The sequence below is a fragment of the Chelatococcus daeguensis genome, assembly GCF_001887265.1.
Taxonomy (GTDB): Bacteria; Pseudomonadota; Alphaproteobacteria; order Rhizobiales; family Beijerinckiaceae; genus Chelatococcus_A; species Chelatococcus_A sambhunathii.
This window is the reverse complement of record NZ_CP018095.1, coordinates 3,203,294-3,224,000: the sequence shown is the minus strand read 5'-3', so window position 1 is coordinate 3,224,000 and position 20,707 is coordinate 3,203,294. Positions and strand designations below refer to the sequence as shown.

Genomic DNA, 20,707 nt, shown 5'->3' with positions numbered 1-20,707 from the left:
ACGTCTCGTCGGTCGGGCGTGGCAATGATGCGCCGGGCCCAGGAGCCAATCTGGCATCCCGAACCTTGCGGTCTGTCGCGCGGCGAACTGCGGGCCATCGTCGCCGACGTGCTCGGCTGAGCCGGGCGTGAATGCAAGCGGAGCCGGCGAGGCCGGCTTCACGGTCATGACCCATGAACCAGGATGAATCCCAGGCTATCCGCCCGCGCTCGGCGGACCGGCAACCGGCCGGCGCCGAGGCGCGCCGCACCTATGAGCGTTATCTCGCGCTCGCTCGCGGCGAAGAGCGCATCGGACACCGCATCGAGGCCGAACGTTTCTATCAATATGCCGAACACTATCTGCGTCTGAGCAAGGGACGGAACGAACCGTAGCCGGCCCGCGCCGGCCCCTCGTCAGCGCAGGCGTGCGGGATAGTGCGGGGCGGGCCGATCCTGCTTGCGCAGCTGCGAGCGCAACATGTCGAACGGCCCGGCCTTGCTGAAGCGGAAGCCCTGCGCCGCGTCGCAGCCGATGGCGCGCAGGAACTCGAGCTGCACGTCCGTCTCGACACCCTCGGCGATGACCGTCAGGCCGAGATTGTGCGCGAGTTCGATGAGGGCACGGATGATGGCCGGGCTTTCAGCTTCCCGACCGATGCCGGCGACGAACGAGCGGTCGATCTTGATGCAGTTGATCGGGAAGTCCCGGAGGTGCGTCAGCGACGAATAGCCCGTGCCGAAATCGTCGAGCGCAATCGGCACGCCGGCCTCGCTCAGTTCCTCGACCGCGAGGCGGACGTTACGTGCCTGCTCGCCCATCAGCACCGTCTCGGTCACCTCCAGCTTGATCCAGGACGGTGGAATATCGCGGGCGCGCAATTGGCGCAGGAAGCGCTCGGCGAAGTCGCCGCCGGCGAATTCTGCCGCACTCGCATTGACGCCGATGACGATCGGTCCCTCGAAACCTTCGGCGCGCAGTTCGGCGAGATGGGAGGTCACCAGGTTGAGGACGCGCTCGCCGATGCGCCGAGCGCTGTCCTGGTCGGCGAAGGCGTGGGAAAAGGCCTGCGGTGACATAAGCATGCCGTCGCGCCCGCGGATCCGCACGAGAGCTTCATAGCCGCTGAGCTGGCCGTTCCGCAGCTTCACGATGGGCTGGTAGAATGGCACGAGCCGGTTGCTCGCAAGGGCCTTGCGCACGGTCTCGACGGCCAGCCGCCGTTCATCGAACAGCGATGCGACCTCCGGAGCGTAGGTTCCGACCGCGCCGCGCTCGCGCCGCTTGGCAGTGTAGAGGGCCACATCCGCGCATTTCAGCAGTCCGTCGGCTGTCGTGGCATCGGTCGGATAGGTGGCAAGGCCGACCGTCGTCGTCACGTAATGGCGATCGCTGCCGATGCGGATGGGCTTTCGAATGGCGGCGACGACACGAGCAGCCACCCGCTCGGCGCCGTCTACCTGGCTGCTCTCGTCGCAGACGATGGCAAATTCGTCGCCGCCGAGGCGGGCGAGGAACATATCCCGGCCGCTGCAGATCTGCCCGAGCCGTTCGGCGACCGCGATCAGCACCCGGTCGCCGACATGGTGTCCGCAGGTGTCGTTGATCTCCTTGAAGCCGTCAAGATCGAGCAGCAGGAGCCAGACGGGCCTGCCGGCGGCGGCGGCTCTATCCACCACCGCCTCGAGATGGGTCTTGAAAGCGGCGCGGTTGGCGACACCGGTCAGCCCGTCAAGGTGAGCCGCCCGCCACAGGGCCTGGGTGGCCTCGATCTCGCGAGTTACATCCTGGACGACGCCGACGACGCGCACGTGGCCGTCGTCGTCGCCCGCCACACGCTCCCCGATCGCGCGCACGGTGCGCCGCTCGCCGGCGGCGGTGACGAGGTCAGCCTCGAAGGAACAAGGACTGCCGGTGCTTGCGGTCAGCTCCAGCTGGCGTCGCATGGCGGCGCCGGCCTCCGGCGTGTAGCGGGCGACCACATCGTCGATGTGCAGGCGGCTGCCGATTTCGAGATCGTGCAGGCGGTAGACTTCGTCCGACCAGATGATTTCCCCCGTCGCGGCGTCATATTCCCATCCGCCAATCGAGGCGAGGTGCTCCGTCTGCGCGAGCAGCCTGTTGCGGCGGGCGAGCGCCTCGCTCTGACACCGGGCATTGGCCTCCGACACGGCAAGCTTGACCGCGTTGGCGTGGGCGCGGATCAGCCCCTCCACCACCTGGCCGAATTCGGTCAGTATGCGGGCCTTGTCCGCGTCGAAGCTCCTCGGCTTCGTGTCGAGCAGGCACAGCGTGCCCAGCTGGTGGCCGCTGTCGCTGCGCAGTGGGCAGCCGGCATAGAAGCGTGCGTAGGGTGGGCCCTGGACGAACGGGTTGTCGTGGAAGCGCGGGTCGGCGTGCGTGTCCTTGATCACGAAGACGCCATTCTCGACGAGGGCGTAGTTGCAGAAGGCGTAGCGCCGCGGCGTCTCCTCGATGTCGAGGCCGTGCCGGGCCTTGAACCACTGCCTGTCCTTCTCGAGGAAGGAGATCACGCTGATCGGGCAATCGAAGAAGGATGCTGCCAATCGCACCACGGCATCGAAGTCAGGCCCGGTGGGGGTGCCGACGATACCCAGCATCTCGAGGGACTGTAGACGGGCCTCCTCATCCCCTGCGATCGGGTATGGCAGCATGTGAAGACCCGCGTGCATTCAACGAATCGATCCATCATAGAATCTTGATGCCCGCCGACAATAGACTGCCTCGGTCCCTGCCGGCCCGGCGGACTGGCCACTGAAAGGGCATGCTTCCGGCCAATCCGAGATCAGTTTGCCCATCTCTTGGGCGGCTATGTGGCGGCTCCCACCTCGCTTCAGCTTTCCACGGGCGATTTGGCACGCAATTTGATAGGCTTCGTCAAGGCGCGTTGCTGCGGGAGGACACATGACGCCGAGAGCCTTCGACGAGATGGGCGGCTTCGGAGAGGGTTGCAGGCCGTGCTACGCGGCACTGAAGCGGTGGCTCGATGAGGCCCCTGCGGAACTCCTCGATCAGCGGCGCAAGGAGGCAGAACTCCTTTTTCGCCGCATCGGCATCACCTTCGCCGTCTACGGCGAACAGGCGGCCCAGGAGCGGCTCATCCCCTTCGACATCATTCCCCGCGTCATCGCCGGGAACGAGTGGCGCAAGCTGTCCCACGGGCTCGAGCAGCGGGTGAAGGCGCTCAACGCCCTCCTAAAGGATGTCTACGGCCATCGCGAGATCGTGCGTGCGGGTGTCATCCCTGAAGAGCTCATCCTCTGCAATCCCTACTTTCGGCCCGAGATGGCGCAATTGCGCCTCGCAGGCGACATCTACGTTGCGATCGCCGGCATCGACGTAGTGCGCGTCGATGCCGATACGTTCTATGTGCTCGAGGACAATGCCCGCACGCCCTCCGGCGTTTCCTACATGTTGGAGAATCGGGAGGCGATGATTCGGCTCTTCCCTGAACTGTTCTCCCGCCAGAGCATCGCGCCGGTCGACGGGTATCCGGACGAATTGCTCGCGACGCTTCACTCCATCGCGCCGCGACGCGGCGAGGAGCCGTGCGTGGTGCTGCTGACGCCAGGGCCCTACAACAGCGCCTACTACGAGCACTCCTTCCTCGCCGACAAGCTGGGCGTCGAGTTGGTGGAGGGACGTGATCTCTTCGTGCGCGACGAGACGGTCTTCATGCGGACCACGCAAGGGCCCAAGCGGGTCGACGTCATCTACAGCCGCATTGACGACGATTTTCTCGATCCGCTCGCCTTTCGACCTGATTCAGTCCTCGGCGTGCCGGGGCTGATGCTCGCCTATCGGGCGGGCAACGTGAGCCTGGCCAATGCGGTGGGCACGGGCGTCGCCGACGACAAGGCGATCTACAGCTATATGCCCGAGATCGTGCGCTTCTATCTCGGCGAGGAACCGATCCTGCAGAACGTGCCGACCTGGCGCTGCCGCGAGCCGGAGGCGCTCGCCTATGTCCTCGACCATCTCGGGGACCTCGTCGTCAAGGAGGTCAACGGCTCGGGCGGCTACGGCATGCTCGTCGGCCCGGCGGCGGATGCGGCGACGCGACGGCTTTTCGCCGAGAAGCTCAAGCGCCGGCCCGACAATTTCATCGCCCAGCCGACGCTGGCGCTCTCCACCTGCCCGACCTTCGTCGGCTCGGGCATCGCCCCGCGTCACGTCGACCTGCGCCCCTTCGTGCTGACCGGCGCCGACAAGGTGCGCATTGTCCCCGGCGGGCTGACACGGGTGGCGCTCGTCGAAGGCTCGCTCGTCGTCAATTCGAGCCAGGGCGGTGGCACGAAGGACACCTGGATCCTGGGCGAATGATGGCGAACGACCGATGACGCTTCTCTCCCGCACGGCCGACAATCTGTTCTGGATGGCGCGCTACATGGAGCGGGCCGACAGCGTGGCGCGCATTCTCGATGCCGCCTATCGCCTTTCCTCGCTGCCGACCGCTTACGGCGGGCTGACCAGCGAGTGGGATTCGGCCATCGCCACGGCGGGCTGCACCGCTGCCTACGCCGCCGCGCACGAGAAGGTGACGCCGGAGGCGGTGGTCCACTTCCTGGCCGTCTCGCCGGAGAATCCCTCCAGCATCCGGCGCTGCCTCGAGATCGCTCGCGCCAATGCCCGCGCCGAGCGCACGGCGCTGACCATCGAGATGTGGGAGGCGATCAACGACAGCTATCTGACCATGCAGGGTTGGGTCGACCGCGGCGTGTCGCTCGCCGATCTGCCGCGCTTCCTCGCCTTCGCCAAGGAGGCGGCACTGCGCTTCGACGGCTCGGCCCATCGGACCATGCTGCGCACGGACGCCTTCTGGTTCACCTGCCTTGGCCTGTGCACCGAGCGCGCCGACAATACCGCCCGTATCCTGGACGTGAAATACCATGTGCTCCTGCCGGATCATGCACGAGTCGGCGGCGGGCTCGACTATTACCAGTGGGCCTCCATCCTGCGCTCCGTCTCGGCGCTGACGAGCTATCGCTGGGTCTATCGCGACAGCGTCAAACCTTGGCTCGTGGCGGATCTCCTCATCCTCAAGGAAGACATGCCACGCTCGCTTGCTGCCTGCTACCGCAGCATCAACGGCTATCTCGACGAGCTCTCCACGGCCTATGGCTGGCAGGGCAACAGTCAGCGCCTCGCCCGCAGTGTTCACATGCGTCTCGGCAACACCTCCATCGAGACCATCTTCCAGTCGGGCCTGCATGAATTCGTCGAGAGCTTCCTCGCCCAAAACAACGAGCTCGGTGCAGCCATCGCCGAGCAATACCTGAGCTGAACCGGGCCATGCGCATCCGTGTGTCGCACACCACCCGCTACGATTATTCCCCGCCCGCAAAGTCGGCGATCCAGCTTCTGCGCCTGACGCCGCGCGGCCACGAAGGCCAGCACGTGCGCCACTGGCGCATCGATGTCGACGCCCCGTGCCGGCTTAAGGCGGGGGAGGACGCGCTCGGCAACATCACCCATGCCTTCACGCTCGAGGGGCCGATCCAGTCCTTCTCGGTGACGGTCGATGGGGAGGTGGAGACGCAGGACAGTGCCGGCGTCGTGCGCGGCACGGTGGAGCGCTTCCCGCCCGGCCTCTTCCTGCGCACGACGACACTCACCGAGCCAGACGATGCGATCCTCGCGCTTGCGGGCGAGGTGCGCGAGGCGATGAGGCGGGATCCCATCGTCGGTTTACACGACCTGTCGGGCATGATCCACGCCCGCATGGCCTTCGACACCGAGGCGACGACCACGGCGACGAAGGCGGGCGCGGCGCTCGCCCTCGGCCACGGCGTCTGCCAGGACTTCGCTCACATCTTCATCAGTGCCGCGCGCGTTCTCGGCGTGTCGGCGCGCTACGTGTCCGGCTATCTTCTGCGTCATGACGGGCTCGTCGTGCAGGAGGCGGGGCACGCCTGGGCCGAGGCCCATGTCGGCGGACTTGGTTGGGTCGGCTTCGACCCCGCGCACGGCCTCTCGCCAACGGACGCCTATGTAAGGCTCGCCGCCGCGCTCGACTACCACGGGGCCGCGCCGATCCTCGGCAGCCGCTACGGTGGCGGGCAGGAGAGCCTCGACGTCAGCGTGCGCGTGGAGCACGCCCGGCGCCAGATCCAGAGCTGAGGGTAGACGCGGGCTTGCCTCGGGGCGCGGCTTCGTTCTATCGCAACGTCGCCGCCCGAAAGCCGGCGGCGAGGGATATTGCGGGAAAGGCGGGCGCAGCCATGACCTATTGTGTCGGCATCCTGGTGCGCGAGGGGCTCGTGATGCTGGGCGACACCCGCACCAATGCCGGGCTCGACAACATCGCCACCTTCCGCAAGCTCACCGTGCTGGAGGAGCCGGGCGAGCGCGTGATCATGCTCGCCACCGCCGGCAACCTGTCGATCTCCCAATCGGTCATGACCCTGCTCACCGAGGGCATCGAGACGGACGCGGGCATGCGCAGGACGCTGATGGACGTCGAGAGCATGTTCGAGGCGGCGACGCTCGTCGGCGATGCGATCCGCAGGGTCTACGGCACCTACGGCGAGGCCCTGCAGCAGCAGAGCATGTCCTTCGACGTGACCTTCCTGATCGGCGGTCAGATCAAGGATCGCCGGCTGCGTCTCTTCCAGGTCTATGCCGCCGGCAACTTCATCGAGGCGACGCAGGACACGCCCTATTTCCAGATCGGCGAGCACAAGTACGGCAAACCCATCCTCGACCGTTCGATCTCCTATGACGTCGAGCTGCTCGATGCGCTGAAGCTCGCGCTCATCTCGATGGATTCGACCCTGCGCTCCAACCTGAGCGTCGGCCTGCCGGTCGATGTGGCGGCGTGCCGGCGCGACGAACTGAAGGCAGCCATCTCCTATCGCATCGCGCCGGACGAGCCCTATTTCCGCGACCTGCGCGAGCGCTGGTCGAAAGCCCTGCGCCAGGCGCATCTCGCCATCCCGCGCCCGCCGTGGATCGGGTGATCGCTGCCCACGGCTGGTGGTTATCACTTTGCGTGGTGCGAAGTGGAGGGCCGCGGAGCGCAACGGCCCCCGTCTTGGCCGGACTTGCCCAAAGCAGGTTGGGCCTGCCCGATTTGCGTCACTTCGAAGAGACGCAACGGGCGCGTTGCTGTTGCCATTCAAGCCTTTCAGCTTAGTGCCGGCGTGTGTGGAGGTCGCGATAAGCGCGGGCGGGACGGGGAGGGCGAGCCGGAGCGTTTTTCGGCATGGGCGCGCTTCGCATGAACCGACGGCCGCGCCGCGCTGGCATCATGCGCCATACGCGCCTCTTTGACGGCATTAAGACGGGCGACATGCATATCATGCATATATTTCCCCGCAGCTAGGTCTCGTCCTTCCTTGCCGGCGCGGGGCGGTCGCGGGTAGAACGGTCATCATCCTGAGAATGGCCGCACCCGCCTGCCGGCAGGGATGCGACGGATTTGTCATGCGAACCGACCTGTCGACCCAGCCCCAGACCGGTGGCGAGCGTTTCGCGCCGGCCTACCCGCCGTTCTTCGAGTTCGTGGCGCTCGTCGCGCTGCTGATGAGTCTTGCCGCCTTTTCGATCGACAGCATCCTGCCGGCCTTCGGCCCTATCCAGCAGGAGTTCGGCGTCGTCGACGGCAACGACCTGCAACTCGTCGTCTATGCCTATATGGCGGGCTTCGGCATCATGCAGCTGTTCTTCGGCCCGGTGGCCGACGTCGTCGGCCGCCGGCCGACGCTGATGGCGGGTCTTGCCATCTATGTCGCCGGCACCGGGCTCGCTTTGATGGCCGACGGCTTCCACATGCTGCTCGTGGCGCGCTTCGTGCAGGGCACGGGGGCGGCGGCGGCGCGCGTGCTCGTCGTCACCCTTGTGCGCGACCGCTATTCCGGTCGCGAGATGGCGCGCGTCATGTCGCTCGTCATGATGCTGTTCATCACCGTGCCGATTATCGCGCCGGCCGTCGGCAGCGCCATCCTCGCGGCGAGCGAGTGGCACATGATCGTCGTCGCCATGTTCGTCATGGCCGTCCTCATCTTCACCTGGTTCGCGCTGCGCATGCCGGAGAGCCTCAACCCGGCCTATCGCAAGCCCGCGGCCGTCAGGCCGATCCTCGTCGACGTGCGCCGCATCCTCGCCTCGCGCCTGTCCTTCGGCTACGCGACCGCGATCATGCTGATGCAGGGCTGCATCATGATCTACATCGGCCTTGCGGCGCAGGTCTTCGAGACCGACGGCTACCGCCTCGGCCCCGTCGGCTTCCCGCTCGTCTTCGGCCTGCTCGGGATCATGCAGGGCGTGGCGTCCTACCTCAATTCGCGGCTCGTCGGCCGTTTCGGCATGCGCCGCATGTCCCATGCCGCGCTCTGCGGCTTCTGCGTGACGACGGGGCTGCTGCTCGTCATCGCCCTTGCCACGGGCGGGCTGCCGCCGCTCTCCGTCTTCGTCGGCCTGCTGGCTGTCAGCCATTTCCTCTTCAGCCTGACGATGCCCAATTTCAACGCCATGGCGATGGACGAGCTCGGCGACATCGCCGGCACCGCCTCGTCCTTCATCGGCTTCTATTCCACCGTTGCGAGCGCGATCACCGGCGCCCTCATCAGCCGCACCTTCGACGGCACGGTCATTCCCCTGTGCGGCGGCTATCTCGGCCTCGGCCTTGCCTGCCTCGCCGTGGTGCTGTGGGCGGAACGGGGCCGGCTGTTCAATCCGCACCAGGCCGAAGCAACGCGATAGAGCAATGCCCGGCCGGGTTGTCCGGCCTGGGCTTTCATGGTCTCATCGCGCCTCTTTCCGGGCCTCAGGCCCCACAGCTTGCGGGATGATCCCATGACGCAGACGATGCCCATGCGGCGGCTCGGCCGCTCGGGCCTGACGGTGTCGCGCCTCGTCCTCGGCACCATGATGTTCGGCGGGCGCACGGACGAGGCCGAGGCCGGACGCATCATCGCCCATGCGCGCGAGGCGGGCGTCAATTTCATCGACACGGCGGACGCCTACAACGATGGCCGCTCGGAGGAGATCGTCGGCCGCGCCATCCGGGCGCAGCGCTTCGACTGGGTGCTGGCGACCAAGCTCGCCAATCCGATGGGCGAGGGGCCCAACCGGCGCGGCCTCTCCCGCCGTTGGATCATGCAGGCGACAGAGGATTCGCTGCGGCGCCTCGGCGTCGAGACCATCGACATCCAGTACCTGCACAAGGAAGACAACGAGACGCCGCTCGAGGAGACCGTGCACGCCATGGCCGACCTCATCCGGGCCGGCAAGGTGCGCTATTTCGGCGTTTCCAACCACCGGGCTTGGCGCGTGGCACGCATCGCGGCGCTGTGCGACGAGATCGGCATCGACCGGCCGGTGGTGTGCCAGCTCTACTATCATGCGCTCTATCGCCCGGCGGAGGTCGAGCTGCTGCCGGCCTGCACGGCGCTCGGCATCGGCACGGTCGCCTACAGCCCGCTGGCGCGCGGCGTGCTGACGGGCAAGTATGCGCCCGGTGCCGCCGCCCCCGAGGGCAGCCGGGCCGCGAGCGGCGACAAGCGCATGGGCGAGACAGAGTTCCACCCCGCCAATCTCGAAGCCGCCGCGCGGCTCAAGGCCCATTGCGACCGGCGCGGCCATGACATGGGCGCCTTCGCCGGCGCGTGGGTACTAGCCAATCCGCTGATGACCGGCGTCATCGCCGGGCCGCGCACCATGGAGCAGTGGCAGGCCTATCTCGCCGCGCTCGATCTTTCCCTCGACGCGGACGACGAAGCGGCCGTCGATGCCGTGGTGCGGCCCGGGACGACGGCCATTCCGCAATATATCGACCCAGCCTATCCGGTGGAGGGGCGGCCGGTCGCGTGACGCACTGCCGCCCGATCGGGCATTCTGCCTAGAGAACGAGCAGACCGATGCCGGCGAGTGCCATCGCCCCGCCGGCCGCGCGCGTCGCCATGAGCGGCAGGCGCGGCACGGCGCGGGGGGAGAGCGTGATGCCGATGCCGTGCAGCAGGGCCGTGGCGGCGACGAAGCCCACGGCATAGCCGGCCGCATCGGCGCCGGCCGCCATCTCGGCCCCGTGCGCATGGCCGTGGAAGACGGCGAAGGCCGCCACAAGTGCGGCGCCCGCGGCCGCCGGCAGCTTCAGGCCGAAAGCGAGCGCCGCCCCGAGCACCACGACGGACAGGGCGATGCCGATCTCGACGGCGGGCAGGCCGACATCGGCGATGCCGAAGAGGCCGCCGACGACCATGAAGGACAGGAAGGCGAGGGGATAGGACCAGACCGCGCGGCCGCCCGAGACGCCGGCCCACAGGCCGACGGCGACCATGGCGAGGACATGGTCGAGGCCACCGAGCGGATGGAGGAAACCGTCCATGAAGCTCGCGGCAGCGCCCGCTCCGGTGTGGGCGAGTGCCGGGGATGCGGCGAGGGTGAGGACGCCGAGGGCGGCAAGGCGGGCGGTTCTGGTCGGCATGGATGCTGGCCTCGTTGGTTGCGCTGTTGCTGCCGCATCACGCAAATGTCGGGCCATTCACGCAGCCGATTTCAGCCCGCCGGCCTCCTCGATGAAGCGCGCCACCGTCTCGACGCCTTCCCCGCTGCGGATGTTGGTGAAGACGTAAGGCCGCGACGGACGCATGAGCCTGGTGTCATGCTCCATCACGGCGAGGCTCGCGCCGACATGAGGCGCAAGGTCGATCTTGTTGATGACGAGGAGGTCGGAGCGCGTGATGCCGGGCCCGCCCTTGCGCGGGATCTTCTCGCCGCCCGAGACGTCGATGACGTAGATGGTGATGTCGGCGAGCTCGGGCGAGAAGGTGGCGGCGAGATTGTCGCCGCCGGATTCGATGAGCACGAGGTCGAGCCCGGGGAAGCGGCGCATCATCTCGTCTACGGCGGCGAGATTGATGGAAGCATCCTCGCGGATGGCCGTGTGCGGGCAGCCGCCGGTCTCCACGCCCATGATGCGCTCGGCCGGCAGGGCGCCGGTGCGCGTCAGGATCTCGGCGTCCTCTTTCGTGTAGATGTCGTTGGTGATGGCGCACAGGTCGTAGGTGCCAGCGAGGCGCTTGCACAGCGCCTCCATCAGCGCCGTCTTGCCGGAGCCGACGGGGCCGCCGATGCCGACGCGCAGGGGACCGTTGGGGGAGGGCATGGGTTCGTCTCCTTGAGGCTCGGCCCGTTCACGAGCGGAACAGGCGGGTATATTGCGTCTCGTGCCTGAGCGAGGCGAGATCGGAGCGGAAGGCGGCGCCGCCGAGATCGTCGAGGCCCGCCGCCTCGGCCTCGCCCGCCACCTGCCGGCAGAGGGGCACGAGCGCGGCCGTCACCGCCTGCCCGTCGGTCTGGCCGACGACCCCGAGGCGCACGGCGGCCGAGACGAGATTGGCCGTGAAGGCGGCGAGAAAGGCTTCAAGCGTCATGGCGAGCGGCAGGCCGTGGCCCGCCGCCGCGACGCCGAGCGCGACGGGATAGGCGACGTCGCCCTCCCACGCGCCGTTCAGCAGGTCGAAGGCGGGCGTCGGCCAGGTCTTGCGGGCCGTAAGCACGAAGGCATTGCCCTGGGTAACGGTCTCCAGCAGCCGCTCGCGGGTCGTGGCGAGGGCGAGCGCCAGCTCCGCGACGCCGGCGAGGGCAGCTCGGTCGCGGGCCGTCACAGCCCGGTGGGACGCGGCGAGCAGGATGGCGTCGTTGCGGCCGGCGCCGTGGGCGAGGATGTCGGCGAGCCAGTTCTCAAGGCTCGCCGCATCCCGGATATCGCCGGCCTCGGCCGCCCATTCGAGCCCGTGGCTGTAGGCGAAGGCGCCGACCGGGAAGGCCGGCGACAGCCACGTCATCAGGGTCAGCATGGGCGAGGCGCCGGCGGGCGCCGCCTCACCTGTGGTCATGCCCGTGATCGTGATGGTGGTGGCCATGCTCGTGATGGTCATGGTCGTGATGATCGTGGCCGCAATCGCAGGCGCCATGCTCATGGTGATGCGCGTGGTCGTGCCCATGGGAATGATCAGGCCCGTGGCTGTGACCATGCCCGTGATCGTGCCCGCCGTGATCGTAGGCGCCGCGCTCGGGGCGGAAGGGGCGTTCCACCCTGGCGACGGCGCAGCCGAGACCGCGCACCATCTCGGCGAGTACAGGGTCGTCGGAGATAAAGATGGCGTCCGCCGCGATCTCGGCCGGCGTGTGGCGGTTGCCGATGTGCCAGGCGACCTTGAGTAGCCTCAGCGGGCTCTCGGCGCGGATCTCAATGAGCTTTTCCGGCGCGGCGCGCACGGCGACGAGCCGCCCGTCCTCGAGCTTCAGGGCGTCGCCGTCGTCGAGCACGGTCGCCTTGTCGAGGTCGAGCAGGAAGGAGAGGCCGCCGTCGGCGGTCAGGGTCACGCGGCGGCGGTGGCGGTCGTCATGAACGAGGGTGACGGTGTCGACGACGCGCTCGGCCTTGACGGCCGGGCGGCGGACGACGGAAGCGGCACGGAGCATGATGTTCTCCAGTTCAGTCGGGCGATGTGCCCGCGTTAGTAGCAGGAAACGGCGTTTGTGCTACTAACCTGCCCGATGTCGGATGTATCTGCATCAGAACAGGAAATACCGCTGCGCCATGGGCAGCACCTTGGCCGGCTCGCAGACAAGCAGTTCCCCGTCGGCCGTCACGGCATAGGTCTCCGGATCGACATGGATATCCGGCGTCGCGCCATTGTGGATGAGCGAGGCCTTGGAGATGCCGGAGCGGGTGTTGTCGACGGGCAGCAGCTTCTTCTCGACGCCCAACCTGTGATCGATGCCGCGGTCGAGGGCGGCCTTGGAGACGAAGGTGACGCTCGTCTCCGTCAGGGCCTTGCCGAGGGCGCCGAACATGTGTCGGTAGTGCACCGGCTGCGGCGTCGGGATGGAGGCGTTGGGGTCGCCCATGGCGGCGGCCGCGATGGTGCCGCCCTTGACGATGAGGTCCGGCTTCACGCCGAAGAAGGCCGGCGACCACAGCACGAGGTCGGCGAGCTTGCCGACCTCGACCGAGCCGATGTGGGCCGAGACGCCGTGGGCGATGGCCGGGTTGATGGTGTATTTGGCGATGTAGCGCTTGACTCGCTGATTGTCGTTGCCGCTCTCGCCGGGCAGATGGCCGCGCTGCACCTTCATCTTGTGCGCCGTCTGCCAGGTGCGGGTGATGACCTCGCCGACGCGGCCCATGGCCTGGCTGTCGGAGGACATCATCGAAAGGGCGCCGATGTCGTGCAGGATGTCCTCGGCCGCGATCGTCTCCTTGCGGATGCGGCTCTCGGCGAAGGCGAGGTCCTCGGGGATCGACGGATCGAGGTGGTGGCATACCATGAGCATGTCGAGATGCTCGTCGAGTGTGTTCACCGTGAACGGTCGTGTCGGATTGGTGGAGGAGGGCAGCACGTTCGGCAGGCCCGCCACCTTGATGATGTCCGGCGCATGGCCGCCGCCGGCTCCTTCCGTGTGGAAGGCATGGATGGTGCGGCCCTTGAAGGCGGCGATGGTGTCCTCGACGAAGCCTGACTCGTTGAGCGTGTCGGTGTGGATCATTACCTGCACGTCGTAGTCGTCGGCGACGGAGAGGCAGCAGTCGATGGCCGCGGGCGTCGTGCCCCAGTCCTCGTGCAGCTTCATGGCGCAGGCGCCGGCCTCGATCTGCTCGACGAGCGCGCCTGGCAGCGCGGCATTGCCCTTGCCGGCGAAGGCAAGGTTCACCGGCAGCGCGTCGGCGGCGCGGATCATCTGCTCGATGTGCCAGGGGCCGGGGGTGCAGGTGGTCGCATTGGTTCCCGTCGCCGGGCCCGTGCCGCCGCCGAGCATCGTGGTGATGCCGGACATCAGGGCATCTTCCACCTGCTGCGGGCAGATGAAGTGGATGTGGGCGTCGAAGCCGCCGGCGGTGAGGATCTTGCCCTCGCCGGCGATGACCTCGGTACCCGGGCCGATGACGATGGTGACATTCGGCTGGATGTCCGGGTTGCCGGCCTTGCCGATCGCCGCGATGCGCCCGCCCTTGAGGCCGACGTCGGCCTTCACGATGCCCCAGTGGTCGACGATGAGCGCATTGGTGATGACGGTGTCGACCGCCCCCTGCGCGCGCGTCGCCTGGCTCTGGCCCATGCCGTCGCGGATCACCTTGCCGCCGCCGAACTTCACCTCCTCGCCATAGGTGGTGAAGTCGCGCTCCACCTCGATGAAGAGCTCGGTGTCGGCGAGGCGCACCTTGTCGCCCGTGGTCGGGCCGAACATGTCCGCGTAAGCCGCGCGGGAGAAGGGGAAGGGCATGGGCGTCCTTTCTGGCTAGACGGGACGGAAGAGCCGGCTTCGGCTCGCCTTTCCGTCGAAGGTCAGGGTGCCGTCGCAGCCTGCGCGCTTGTTCAGGGCGGCGATCAGGGCGTCGGCGAAGTCGAGTTGCTCCGCTTTCATGATTTCGAGGCCGTCGATGACGGCATCGCGGTCCGCGATGACATAGCCGGGGCTTTCCAGCAGCGCCTCGATGGCCATGATCACGTCGGTGCGGCTCGCCCGGTAACGCCGCTGCAGGTTCCAGACGAGCTCGACAAGGACGACACTGTTGACGAAGCCCGGCGCCTCGGCGCTCAATGTCTCGAGCAGCCGCACCGCTTTCGGCGATTGCGCCGGGTCGTCGTTGGTCAACGCCCGCAGCAGGACGTTCGTGTCGAGCCCGATCACGGGGCTTCATCCGAAGCGGAGCGCTTCGACCTTTCGTCACGCGCAGCCGTTTCCGCGGCAATGGCCTCATCGTCAGACCCGAAACGAGGATCGGGCTTGAGATGGGCTAGCATGCCGGCGAGCGCCGCGGCGCTCTTGGCCCTGATGCGCATCCTGATCGTGCCGTCGTAGCCCTCGAAGAACTCGACGAGGTCGCCGGACCTGATGCCGAACTTGTCGCGCAGGGAGGCAGGAAGGGTTATCTGCCCCTTGCTGGTAACCGTAGAGGCGCCTATGTGCGTCATATTAGATATCTCCTTACAAATTTGAAGGAGGATAGCATTTTAACGGTACGCCTTACAGTCTGCCCATCACCTGCTGGCGGAAGCCGTAGACCTTGCGCTCGCTGGCGAGCGCAACGAGCGTGACCTCGCGCGTCTGGCCGGGCTCGAAGCGCACGGCGGTACCGGCGGGGATGTCGAGGCGCATGCCGCGGGCCTTGTCACGGTCGAAGGACAATGACGGGTTCGTCTCGTAGAAATGGTAGTGCGAGCCGACCTGGATCGGCCGGTCGCCGGTGTTGGCGACGGTGAGCGTCACGGTCTCGCGGCCTTCGTTGAGGACAAGTTCGCCCGGCCCGGCCAGCGTTTCGCCCGGCTGGAGCGCGCCGGTTGCGCCACGGATGGGGTTGTGCACGGTGACGAGCTTGGTGCCGTCGGGGAAGGTCGCCTCCACCTGTACGTCGGGGATCATCTCGGCGACGCCGTCCATCACCTGTTCCGGCGTGAGCACATGGGCGCCCGCTTCCATGAGGTCGGCGACCGAGCGGCCGTCGCGCGCGCCTTCGACCACGAAATCGGTGATGAGGGCGATGGCCTCGGGGTAGTTCAGCTTGACGCCGCGCTCCAGGCGCCGGCGGGCGACCATGGCCGCCATGGCGATCAGGAGCTTGTCCTTCTCACGCGGGGTGAGGTTCATCGCGTCTCCTCCAGCTACCAGTAGCGCGGCACGCTGCGGCCGCGGAAAGTTTCGATCGTGCGCACGATGTCGGCGCGCAGGGCCGCCGGGTCGGGTCCCATCAGCCGGGCGACGAGCAGGCCGTTCCAGGCGCTCGCGCCGCATTCGCTCGTCGCGCCGGCGAGGGCCGCGCGCATGGCGTCGAGCCGCGCCTCGGCGTCGGGGGCGACGTGGAGGATCGTGGCGAGCGCGCGTGCTTCACCGCCGATGGCCGGGCGTGCGAGCCGGGCCGCGATGCCGCCGTCGAGCCTGACCGCCTCCGCGAAGATGAGCCGGCCGTCCCGGCGGATCGACCAGCGGTCGTCGAGACGCCCTTCGGTAACCGCCTCGCCCATGGCGGTGCGGCCGAAGACGAGGCTCTCCGCGAGGGTGAGCGAGGCGTCCGGCGCCATCTCGACGTCGAGCCGGCGCACGAGCCGCGCCCGGTCGAAGAGGATCATCTCCTGTGGCAGCCAGGCAAGATGGCTGCCCGCGCCGAGTCTGAGCGCGATGTCGATGCGGGTGGGAGCATCCTCGGCCCGGTAGAGTTTCTCCGCCGCCTGGCTGGTGACGAGGGCGCGGGCAGCGGGGGCGAGCGTGACGTCGACCCGCATATGGTCGCCGCCCGTCATGCCGCCGCCGGTGTTGATGAGGGTGCCTTCGCAGATTTCGGCGTTCCGCGGGAAGCGGATGCGGTAGCCCCCGCTCTCGGCCACCGTCAGCGCCTGTGTGCGCTCGCCGGCTGTCCCGAATGCGACGCGCACGCCGCCTTTCGCGCGCACGAAAGCGGGCACGCCGGGGACAGATGCGGCCGGAGCCGCGCCGGCGTGGCCCATGTCGGACCGCATATCAGACCGCAAGGCGCTGGCGGACATCGTCCTCCACCATGGTGTCGCGCGTGCCGGAAAGGACGATCTGGCCGCGCTCCATGACGGCGAAGGTATCGCACAGGTCGCGGGCGAACTCGAAGAACTGCTCGACGAGCACGATCGCCATGTCCCCCTTGCCGCGAAGATAGTCGATGGCGCGGCCGATGTCCTTGATGATGGAGGGCTGGATGCCCTCCGTCGGCTCGTCGAGCACCAGCACCTTCGGGCGGGTGACGAGCGCGCGCGCGATGGCGAGCTGCTGCTGCTGGCCGCCGGAGAGGTCGCCGCCGCGCCGGCCGAGCATGTCCTTCAGCACGGGGAAGAGCGTGAAGATCTCGTCCGGCACGTGCCGGTCGCCGCTCTTCAGGGGCGCAAAGCCGGTCTCCAGGTTCTCGCGCACGCTGAGCAGCGGGAAGATCTCGCGGCCCTGCGGCACGAAGGCGATGCCGCGGCGGGCACGATCATAGGGCTCGAGCCGCGAGATGTCCGCGCCGTCGAGGCCGATGCGGCCGGCGGAGATCGGCTGGCGGCCGACGATGGCGCGCATCAGCGAGGTCTTGCCGACGCCGTTGCGGCCGAGCACGCAGGTGACCTTGCCCGCCTCTGCGTCGAGCGAGACCCGGCGCAGCGCCTGGGCGGCACCGTAGTGCAGATCGATGGAATCGACGCTCAGCATGGCATTCTACCGTCCGAGATAAACTTCGATGACGCGCTCGTTGGCCGAGACCGCGTCGATGGAACCTTCGGCCAGCACCGAGCCCTCATGCAGGACGGTGACCTTGCAGCCGAGGTCGCGGACGAAGGCCATGTCGTGCTCGACGACGACGACCGAATGCTCGCGGGCGATCTCCTTGAGCAGATGCGCCGTCTCGGCGGTCTCCGCGTCGGTCATGCCGGCGACGGGCTCGTCGACGAGCAGGAGCTTCGGATCCTGCGCCAGCAGCATGCCGATCTCGAGCCACTGCTTCTGGCCGTGCGAGAGATCGGCCGCGAGGCGCCCGCGATGCTCGGTGAGGCGTACGGTCGACAGAATGGTGTCGATGCGCTCCTCGGCGATGCGGTTGCGGGCGCCGAAGAGGGCCGAGAAGGGCGAGCGCGCGCCGGCGAGCGCCAAGCGGATGTTGTCGGCCACCGTGTGGCTCTCGAACACCGTCGGCTTCTGGAACTTGCGGCCGATGCCGAGTGCCGCGATCTCGGCCTCGTCGAGCATGGTGAGGTCGATCATGCCGCCGAAGAAGACCTCGCCCTCGTCGGGTCGTGTCTTGCCCGTGATGATGTCCATCATCGTCGTCTTGCCGGCGCCGTTGGGGCCGATGATGGCGCGCATCTCGCCCGGCGCTATGGCGAGCGAGAGCTTGTTGATGGCGCGGAAGCCGTCGAAGGTTACGGAGACGCCGTCGAGATAGAGCACGGTGTTAGTGAGGGTGGGGCTGGTCATCGCTTCACTCCGCCGCCTCGGCCGCGATCCCGGCGGTCTTTGCCGTGGCCATCGCCTTGCGCTTCTCCCGCCGCTCGGAGAGCGTGCCGACGATGCCCTTCGGCAGGTAGAGCGTGACGACGATGAAGAGCGCACCAAGGGCGAAGAGCCACAGCTCCGGCAGAGCGCCGGTCAGCCAGGATTTCGCCATGTTGACGACGACGGCGCCGAGGGCCGCGCCGACAAGTGTGCCGCGGCCGCCGACGGCGACCCACACCACCGCCTCGATGGAGTTGGCGGGCGAGAACTCGCTCGGGTTGATGATGCCGACCTGCGGCACATAAAGTGCGCCGGCGACGCCCGCCATCATGGCCGAGACGGTGAAGGCGACGAGCTTGTAGTGCTCTACCCGGTAGCCGAGGAAACGCGTGCGGGATTCAGCGTCGCGGATGGCGATGAGCACCTTCCCGTAGGTGGAGGTGACCATGTAGCGCGCCACGCCATAGCCGAGAGCGAGTGCGATGACCGTCGCGACGAAGAGCGCAAGCCGCGTGCCCTGCGCCTGCACGGAAAAGCCGAGGATATCCTTGAAATCGGTGAGGCCGTTGTTGCCGCCGAGCCCCATGTCGTTGCGGAAGAAGGCGAGCATCAGGGCGAAAGTCATCGCCTGGGTGATGATGGAGAGATAGACGCCCGTGACGCGGGAGCGGAAGGCGAGCCAGCCGAAGACGAGGGCGAGTAGGCCCGGCACGGCGAGCACCATCAGGGCCGCCAAGGGGAAGATGTCGAAGCCCGACCAGTACCAGGGCAGTTCCTGCCAGTTGAGGAAGACCATGAAGTCCGGCAGCACGGGGTGGCCGTAGACACCGCGCGGGCCGATCTGGCGCATGAGATACATGCCCATGGCGTAGCCGCCGAGGGCGAAGAAGGCGCCGTGGCCGAGCGAGAGGATGCCGCAGTAGCCCCAGACGAGGTCGAGCGCCAGGGCGAGCAGCGCGTAGGAGAGATACTTGCCGAGGAGCGAGACCGCATAGGTCGGCACGTGCAGCGGCGATGTCTCCGGCAAGAAGAGGTTCGACAGCGGCACGAGGACGGCGAGGGCGGCGAGGACACCGAGGAAGATGGCGCCCTTGCCGTCGAGCATCGCAAGGAGGATGGGGCGTCGCGTCATGCTTCCACCGCCCGTCCCCTGAGGGCGAAGAGCCCGCGCGGGCGCTTCTGGATGAAGAGGATGAGGAAGACGAGGAGCAGGATCTTGCCGAGCACGGCGCCGGCGAAGGGCTCGAGGAACTTGTTGGCGATGCCGAGGGTGAGCGCCGAGACGAGCGTGCCCCACAGGTTGCCGACGCCGCCGAAGACGACGACCATGAAGCTGTCAACGATATAGCTCTGGCCGAGGTTGGGCGAGACGTTATCGATCTGCGACAGGGCCACCCCGGCTACCCCGGCGATGCCCGAGCCCAACGCAAAGGCCATGGTGTCGACCCATGGTGTGCGGATACCCATCGAGGCGGCCATGCGCCGGTTCTGCGTCACGGCGCGGATCTTGAGGCCGAAAGAGGTGGCCTTCAGCGCGACGATGAGGGCCGAGAAGACGGCGAAGCTGAAGACGATGATCCAGAGCCGGCCGTAGGTGATGGTAAGGCCGCCGAGGTCGAAGGCGCCGGCCATGTAGGAGGGGGCGCCCACCTCGCGGTTCGTCGGCCCGAAGAGGGAGCGCACCGTCTGTTGGAGAATGAGGCTGACGCCCCAGGTGGCGAGCAGCGTCTCCAGTGGGCGGCCGTAGAGATGGCGGATGATGCCGCGCTCGATCGCCACGCCGACGAGCGCGGCGACGAGGAAGGCCATGGGGATGGCGAGCGGCAGCGTCCAGTCGAACAGGCCGGGGGCGTGAGTGCGCGCCAGCTCCTGGATCACGAAGGTGGTGTAGGCGCCGATCATCACCATCTCGCCGTGGGCCATGTTGATGATGCCCATGACGCCGAAGGTGATGGCGAGGCCGATGGCGGCGAGCAGCAGCACGGAGCCGAGCGACAGGCCGTACCAGACATTTTGCAGCATCGACAGCACGGCAAGCCGCCGCTCGACGGCGGTGATGGCGCCTTCCGCAGCCTCGCGCACCGTCGGCGATCCCTGCGCGGCGGCAGCGCGCAGGAGCGCGAGCGCATCCTGGTCGGCCCGTGTGACGAGGATGTCGACGGCCTCGATCTTCTGAAGGTCCGAGGCTCCGGCATCGCCGAGCAGGATGGCGGCGCGGGCCTCGCCCATTAGGCGCCGGATGCCGGCGACCTCCTCGCGGGCGATGGCCTCGTCGAGCGTTGCGAGGGCAGTGGCATCGCGCGAGCGGAAGACTGCTTCGGCCGCCTGGCGGCGGGCGGCGGCGTCGGGCGCCATCAATGTCAGGGCGCCGAGCGCGGCCTCGACGGCGCGGCGGATGCGGTTGTTGAGGCGCACGGCCTTGGGCGAGGGAGGCGCTTCGGCAAGGGCTTCCCCCGTCGCCGCGTCCGACCAGCCGCCGTTCGCGCCCTCGATGACCACGCGCTTGTCGGCGGCGACCGCGAGGCGGCCGTCGCGCAGTGCCTCAATGATGGCTTGCGTGCGGGCATCGCCCGAACGGGCGAGGAGAGCGACGCCCTTCTCAATGTCGGGGAAGCGGCCGCTGGCGATGAGGAGGAGCGCGTCCCCGGTATCGGCCGGTGCCGCGCAGACCGGCGCGGCAAAAAGGCCGCAGGCGAGCGCAAGGATGAGGCAGAGGAGGCGTGACATCGCGCGTCTTTCGGGAGAATGACCGGCGGCCTGGATGCCG

General features: G+C 67.8%; 21 protein-coding genes. 7 read left to right on the top strand and 14 right to left on the bottom strand.

Annotated features, from left to right (window positions below; genetic code table 11):
- Positions 1 to 173: 173 nt before the first annotated feature.
- The gene (locus tag BOQ54_RS15340) at positions 174 to 374 is read left to right on the top strand and encodes a DUF4167 domain-containing protein (protein ID WP_063187073.1); all 201 of its coding nucleotides are present in this window, start codon (positions 174 to 176) and stop codon (positions 372 to 374) included.
- A gap of 21 nt (positions 375 to 395) precedes the next feature.
- Here BOQ54_RS15340 and BOQ54_RS15335 read toward each other — a convergent pair whose 3' ends face one another.
- Positions 396 to 2,654, bottom strand: coding sequence for a sensor domain-containing phosphodiesterase (locus BOQ54_RS15335; RefSeq protein WP_186437995.1), 2,259 nt, complete (start codon positions 2,652 to 2,654; stop codon positions 396 to 398).
- 250 nt (positions 2,655 to 2,904) lie between these two features.
- On the opposite strand from BOQ54_RS15335, the gene BOQ54_RS15330 reads away from it, so the two are divergent.
- The 6 genes from BOQ54_RS15330 to BOQ54_RS15305 all read left to right on the top strand — a co-directional run bounded on the left by BOQ54_RS15330 (position 2,905) and on the right by BOQ54_RS15305 (position 9,813).
- Complete coding sequence (locus tag BOQ54_RS15330) at positions 2,905 to 4,323, top strand: circularly permuted type 2 ATP-grasp protein (RefSeq protein WP_071924215.1); 1,419 nt, start codon at positions 2,905 to 2,907, stop codon at positions 4,321 to 4,323.
- Between the two features lie 13 nt (positions 4,324 to 4,336).
- Complete coding sequence (locus BOQ54_RS15325) at positions 4,337 to 5,284, top strand: alpha-E domain-containing protein (RefSeq protein ID WP_055460486.1); 948 nt, start codon at positions 4,337 to 4,339, stop codon at positions 5,282 to 5,284.
- Positions 5,285 to 5,292: 8 nt separating this feature from the next.
- Positions 5,293 to 6,120 (top strand): transglutaminase family protein, encoded by an 828-nt coding sequence (locus BOQ54_RS15320; RefSeq protein ID WP_055460487.1) that lies wholly within the window; start codon positions 5,293 to 5,295, stop codon positions 6,118 to 6,120.
- A 101-nt stretch (positions 6,121 to 6,221) separates the two neighbouring features.
- Positions 6,222 to 6,959 (top strand): peptidase, encoded by a 738-nt coding sequence (locus BOQ54_RS15315; RefSeq protein ID WP_063187065.1) that lies wholly within the window; start codon positions 6,222 to 6,224, stop codon positions 6,957 to 6,959.
- Between the two features lie 466 nt (positions 6,960 to 7,425).
- Entirely contained in the window at positions 7,426 to 8,703 is a 1,278-nt protein-coding gene (locus tag BOQ54_RS15310) for a multidrug effflux MFS transporter (RefSeq protein WP_055460489.1), read from the top strand.
- Between the two features lie 105 nt (positions 8,704 to 8,808).
- Positions 8,809 to 9,813 carry an aldo/keto reductase gene (locus BOQ54_RS15305; protein ID WP_055460521.1) on the top strand — a complete coding sequence of 335 codons (1,005 nt, stop codon included), beginning with the start codon at positions 8,809 to 8,811 and terminating at the stop codon, positions 9,811 to 9,813.
- Positions 9,814 to 9,841: 28 nt separating this feature from the next.
- Here the strand turns inward: BOQ54_RS15305 and BOQ54_RS15300 are convergent, their stop codons facing one another.
- From BOQ54_RS15300 to urtB, 13 genes are all read right to left on the bottom strand, one after another.
- Complete coding sequence (locus BOQ54_RS15300; protein ID WP_071924214.1) at positions 9,842 to 10,426, bottom strand: HupE/UreJ family protein; 585 nt, start codon at positions 10,424 to 10,426, stop codon at positions 9,842 to 9,844.
- 57 nt (positions 10,427 to 10,483) lie between these two features.
- Positions 10,484 to 11,107 (bottom strand): urease accessory protein UreG, encoded by a 624-nt coding sequence (gene ureG, locus BOQ54_RS15295; RefSeq protein ID WP_063187059.1) that lies wholly within the window; start codon positions 11,105 to 11,107, stop codon positions 10,484 to 10,486.
- 28 nt (positions 11,108 to 11,135) lie between these two features.
- Complete coding sequence (locus tag BOQ54_RS15290) at positions 11,136 to 11,882, bottom strand: urease accessory protein UreF (protein ID WP_245316238.1); 747 nt, start codon at positions 11,880 to 11,882, stop codon at positions 11,136 to 11,138.
- Positions 11,827 to 12,429 carry an urease accessory protein UreE gene (locus BOQ54_RS15285; RefSeq protein WP_071924213.1) on the bottom strand — a complete coding sequence of 201 codons (603 nt, stop codon included), beginning with the start codon at positions 12,427 to 12,429 and terminating at the stop codon, positions 11,827 to 11,829. Before BOQ54_RS15285 ends, BOQ54_RS15290 begins: the two co-directional genes overlap by 56 nt.
- A gap of 93 nt (positions 12,430 to 12,522) precedes the next feature.
- On the bottom strand, positions 12,523 to 14,232 hold the full coding sequence (gene ureC, locus BOQ54_RS15280) for an urease subunit alpha (RefSeq protein ID WP_071924212.1): 1,710 nt from the start codon (positions 14,230 to 14,232) through the stop codon (positions 12,523 to 12,525).
- Between the two features lie 15 nt (positions 14,233 to 14,247).
- Positions 14,248 to 14,640, bottom strand: a complete 393-nt coding sequence (locus tag BOQ54_RS15275) for a PIN domain-containing protein (RefSeq protein ID WP_055460494.1) — start codon at positions 14,638 to 14,640, stop codon at positions 14,248 to 14,250.
- Positions 14,637 to 14,924, bottom strand: a complete 288-nt coding sequence (locus tag BOQ54_RS15270; protein ID WP_055460495.1) for an AbrB/MazE/SpoVT family DNA-binding domain-containing protein — start codon at positions 14,922 to 14,924, stop codon at positions 14,637 to 14,639. The genes BOQ54_RS15275 and BOQ54_RS15270 overlap by 4 nt, the downstream gene beginning before the upstream one ends.
- A 52-nt stretch (positions 14,925 to 14,976) precedes the next feature.
- Positions 14,977 to 15,597, bottom strand: a complete 621-nt coding sequence (locus BOQ54_RS15265; RefSeq protein ID WP_071924211.1) for an urease subunit gamma — start codon at positions 15,595 to 15,597, stop codon at positions 14,977 to 14,979.
- 14 nt (positions 15,598 to 15,611) lie between these two features.
- On the bottom strand, positions 15,612 to 16,379 hold the full coding sequence (locus tag BOQ54_RS15260; protein ID WP_245316236.1) for an urease accessory protein UreD: 768 nt from the start codon (positions 16,377 to 16,379) through the stop codon (positions 15,612 to 15,614).
- Between the two features lie 85 nt (positions 16,380 to 16,464).
- Positions 16,465 to 17,160: an urea ABC transporter ATP-binding subunit UrtE gene (urtE, locus tag BOQ54_RS15255; protein WP_071924209.1), complete on the bottom strand. Its 696-nt coding sequence runs from the start codon at positions 17,158 to 17,160 to the stop codon at positions 16,465 to 16,467.
- Positions 17,161 to 17,166: 6 nt separating this feature from the next.
- Positions 17,167 to 17,922, bottom strand: coding sequence for an urea ABC transporter ATP-binding protein UrtD (gene urtD / locus BOQ54_RS15250; RefSeq protein WP_063187051.1), 756 nt, complete (start codon positions 17,920 to 17,922; stop codon positions 17,167 to 17,169).
- Between the two features lie 4 nt (positions 17,923 to 17,926).
- Positions 17,927 to 19,072 (bottom strand): urea ABC transporter permease subunit UrtC, encoded by a 1,146-nt coding sequence (urtC, locus tag BOQ54_RS15245; RefSeq protein ID WP_071924208.1) that lies wholly within the window; start codon positions 19,070 to 19,072, stop codon positions 17,927 to 17,929.
- Positions 19,069 to 20,667: an urea ABC transporter permease subunit UrtB gene (gene urtB / locus BOQ54_RS15240; protein WP_071924207.1), complete on the bottom strand. Its 1,599-nt coding sequence runs from the start codon at positions 20,665 to 20,667 to the stop codon at positions 19,069 to 19,071. Before urtB ends, urtC begins: the two co-directional genes overlap by 4 nt.
- Positions 20,668 to 20,707: the final 40 nt, after the last annotated feature.

Excerpts from the sequence above, each read along its gene's own strand:
- BOQ54_RS15340 (WP_063187073.1), top strand. The coding sequence starts at position 174 with ATGAACCAGGATGAATCCCAGGCTATCCGCCCGCGCTCGGCGGACCGG.
- BOQ54_RS15335 (WP_186437995.1), bottom strand. The coding sequence starts at position 2,654 with ATGCTGCCATACCCGATCGCAGGGGATGAGGAGGCCCGTCTACAGTCC.
- BOQ54_RS15330 (WP_071924215.1), top strand. The coding sequence starts at position 2,905 with ATGACGCCGAGAGCCTTCGACGAGATGGGCGGCTTCGGAGAGGGTTGC.
- BOQ54_RS15325 (WP_055460486.1), top strand. The coding sequence starts at position 4,337 with ATGACGCTTCTCTCCCGCACGGCCGACAATCTGTTCTGGATGGCGCGC.
- BOQ54_RS15320 (WP_055460487.1), top strand. The coding sequence starts at position 5,293 with ATGCGCATCCGTGTGTCGCACACCACCCGCTACGATTATTCCCCGCCC.
- BOQ54_RS15315 (WP_063187065.1), top strand. The coding sequence starts at position 6,222 with ATGACCTATTGTGTCGGCATCCTGGTGCGCGAGGGGCTCGTGATGCTG.
- BOQ54_RS15310 (WP_055460489.1), top strand. The coding sequence starts at position 7,426 with ATGCGAACCGACCTGTCGACCCAGCCCCAGACCGGTGGCGAGCGTTTC.
- BOQ54_RS15305 (WP_055460521.1), top strand. The coding sequence starts at position 8,809 with ATGCCCATGCGGCGGCTCGGCCGCTCGGGCCTGACGGTGTCGCGCCTC.
- BOQ54_RS15300 (WP_071924214.1), bottom strand. The coding sequence starts at position 10,426 with ATGCCGACCAGAACCGCCCGCCTTGCCGCCCTCGGCGTCCTCACCCTC.
- ureG (WP_063187059.1), bottom strand. The coding sequence starts at position 11,107 with ATGCCCTCCCCCAACGGTCCCCTGCGCGTCGGCATCGGCGGCCCCGTC.
- BOQ54_RS15290 (WP_245316238.1), bottom strand. The coding sequence starts at position 11,882 with ATGACCATCACGAGCATGGCCACCACCATCACGATCACGGGCATGACC.
- BOQ54_RS15285 (WP_071924213.1), bottom strand. The coding sequence starts at position 12,429 with ATGCTCCGTGCCGCTTCCGTCGTCCGCCGCCCGGCCGTCAAGGCCGAG.
- ureC (WP_071924212.1), bottom strand. The coding sequence starts at position 14,232 with ATGCCCTTCCCCTTCTCCCGCGCGGCTTACGCGGACATGTTCGGCCCG.
- BOQ54_RS15270 (WP_055460495.1), bottom strand. The coding sequence starts at position 14,924 with ATGACGCACATAGGCGCCTCTACGGTTACCAGCAAGGGGCAGATAACC.
- BOQ54_RS15265 (WP_071924211.1), bottom strand. The coding sequence starts at position 15,597 with ATGAACCTCACCCCGCGTGAGAAGGACAAGCTCCTGATCGCCATGGCG.
- urtE (WP_071924209.1), bottom strand. The coding sequence starts at position 17,160 with ATGCTGAGCGTCGATTCCATCGATCTGCACTACGGTGCCGCCCAGGCG.
- urtD (WP_063187051.1), bottom strand. The coding sequence starts at position 17,922 with ATGACCAGCCCCACCCTCACTAACACCGTGCTCTATCTCGACGGCGTC.
- urtC (WP_071924208.1), bottom strand. The coding sequence starts at position 19,072 with ATGACGCGACGCCCCATCCTCCTTGCGATGCTCGACGGCAAGGGCGCC.
- urtB (WP_071924207.1), bottom strand. The coding sequence starts at position 20,667 with ATGTCACGCCTCCTCTGCCTCATCCTTGCGCTCGCCTGCGGCCTTTTT.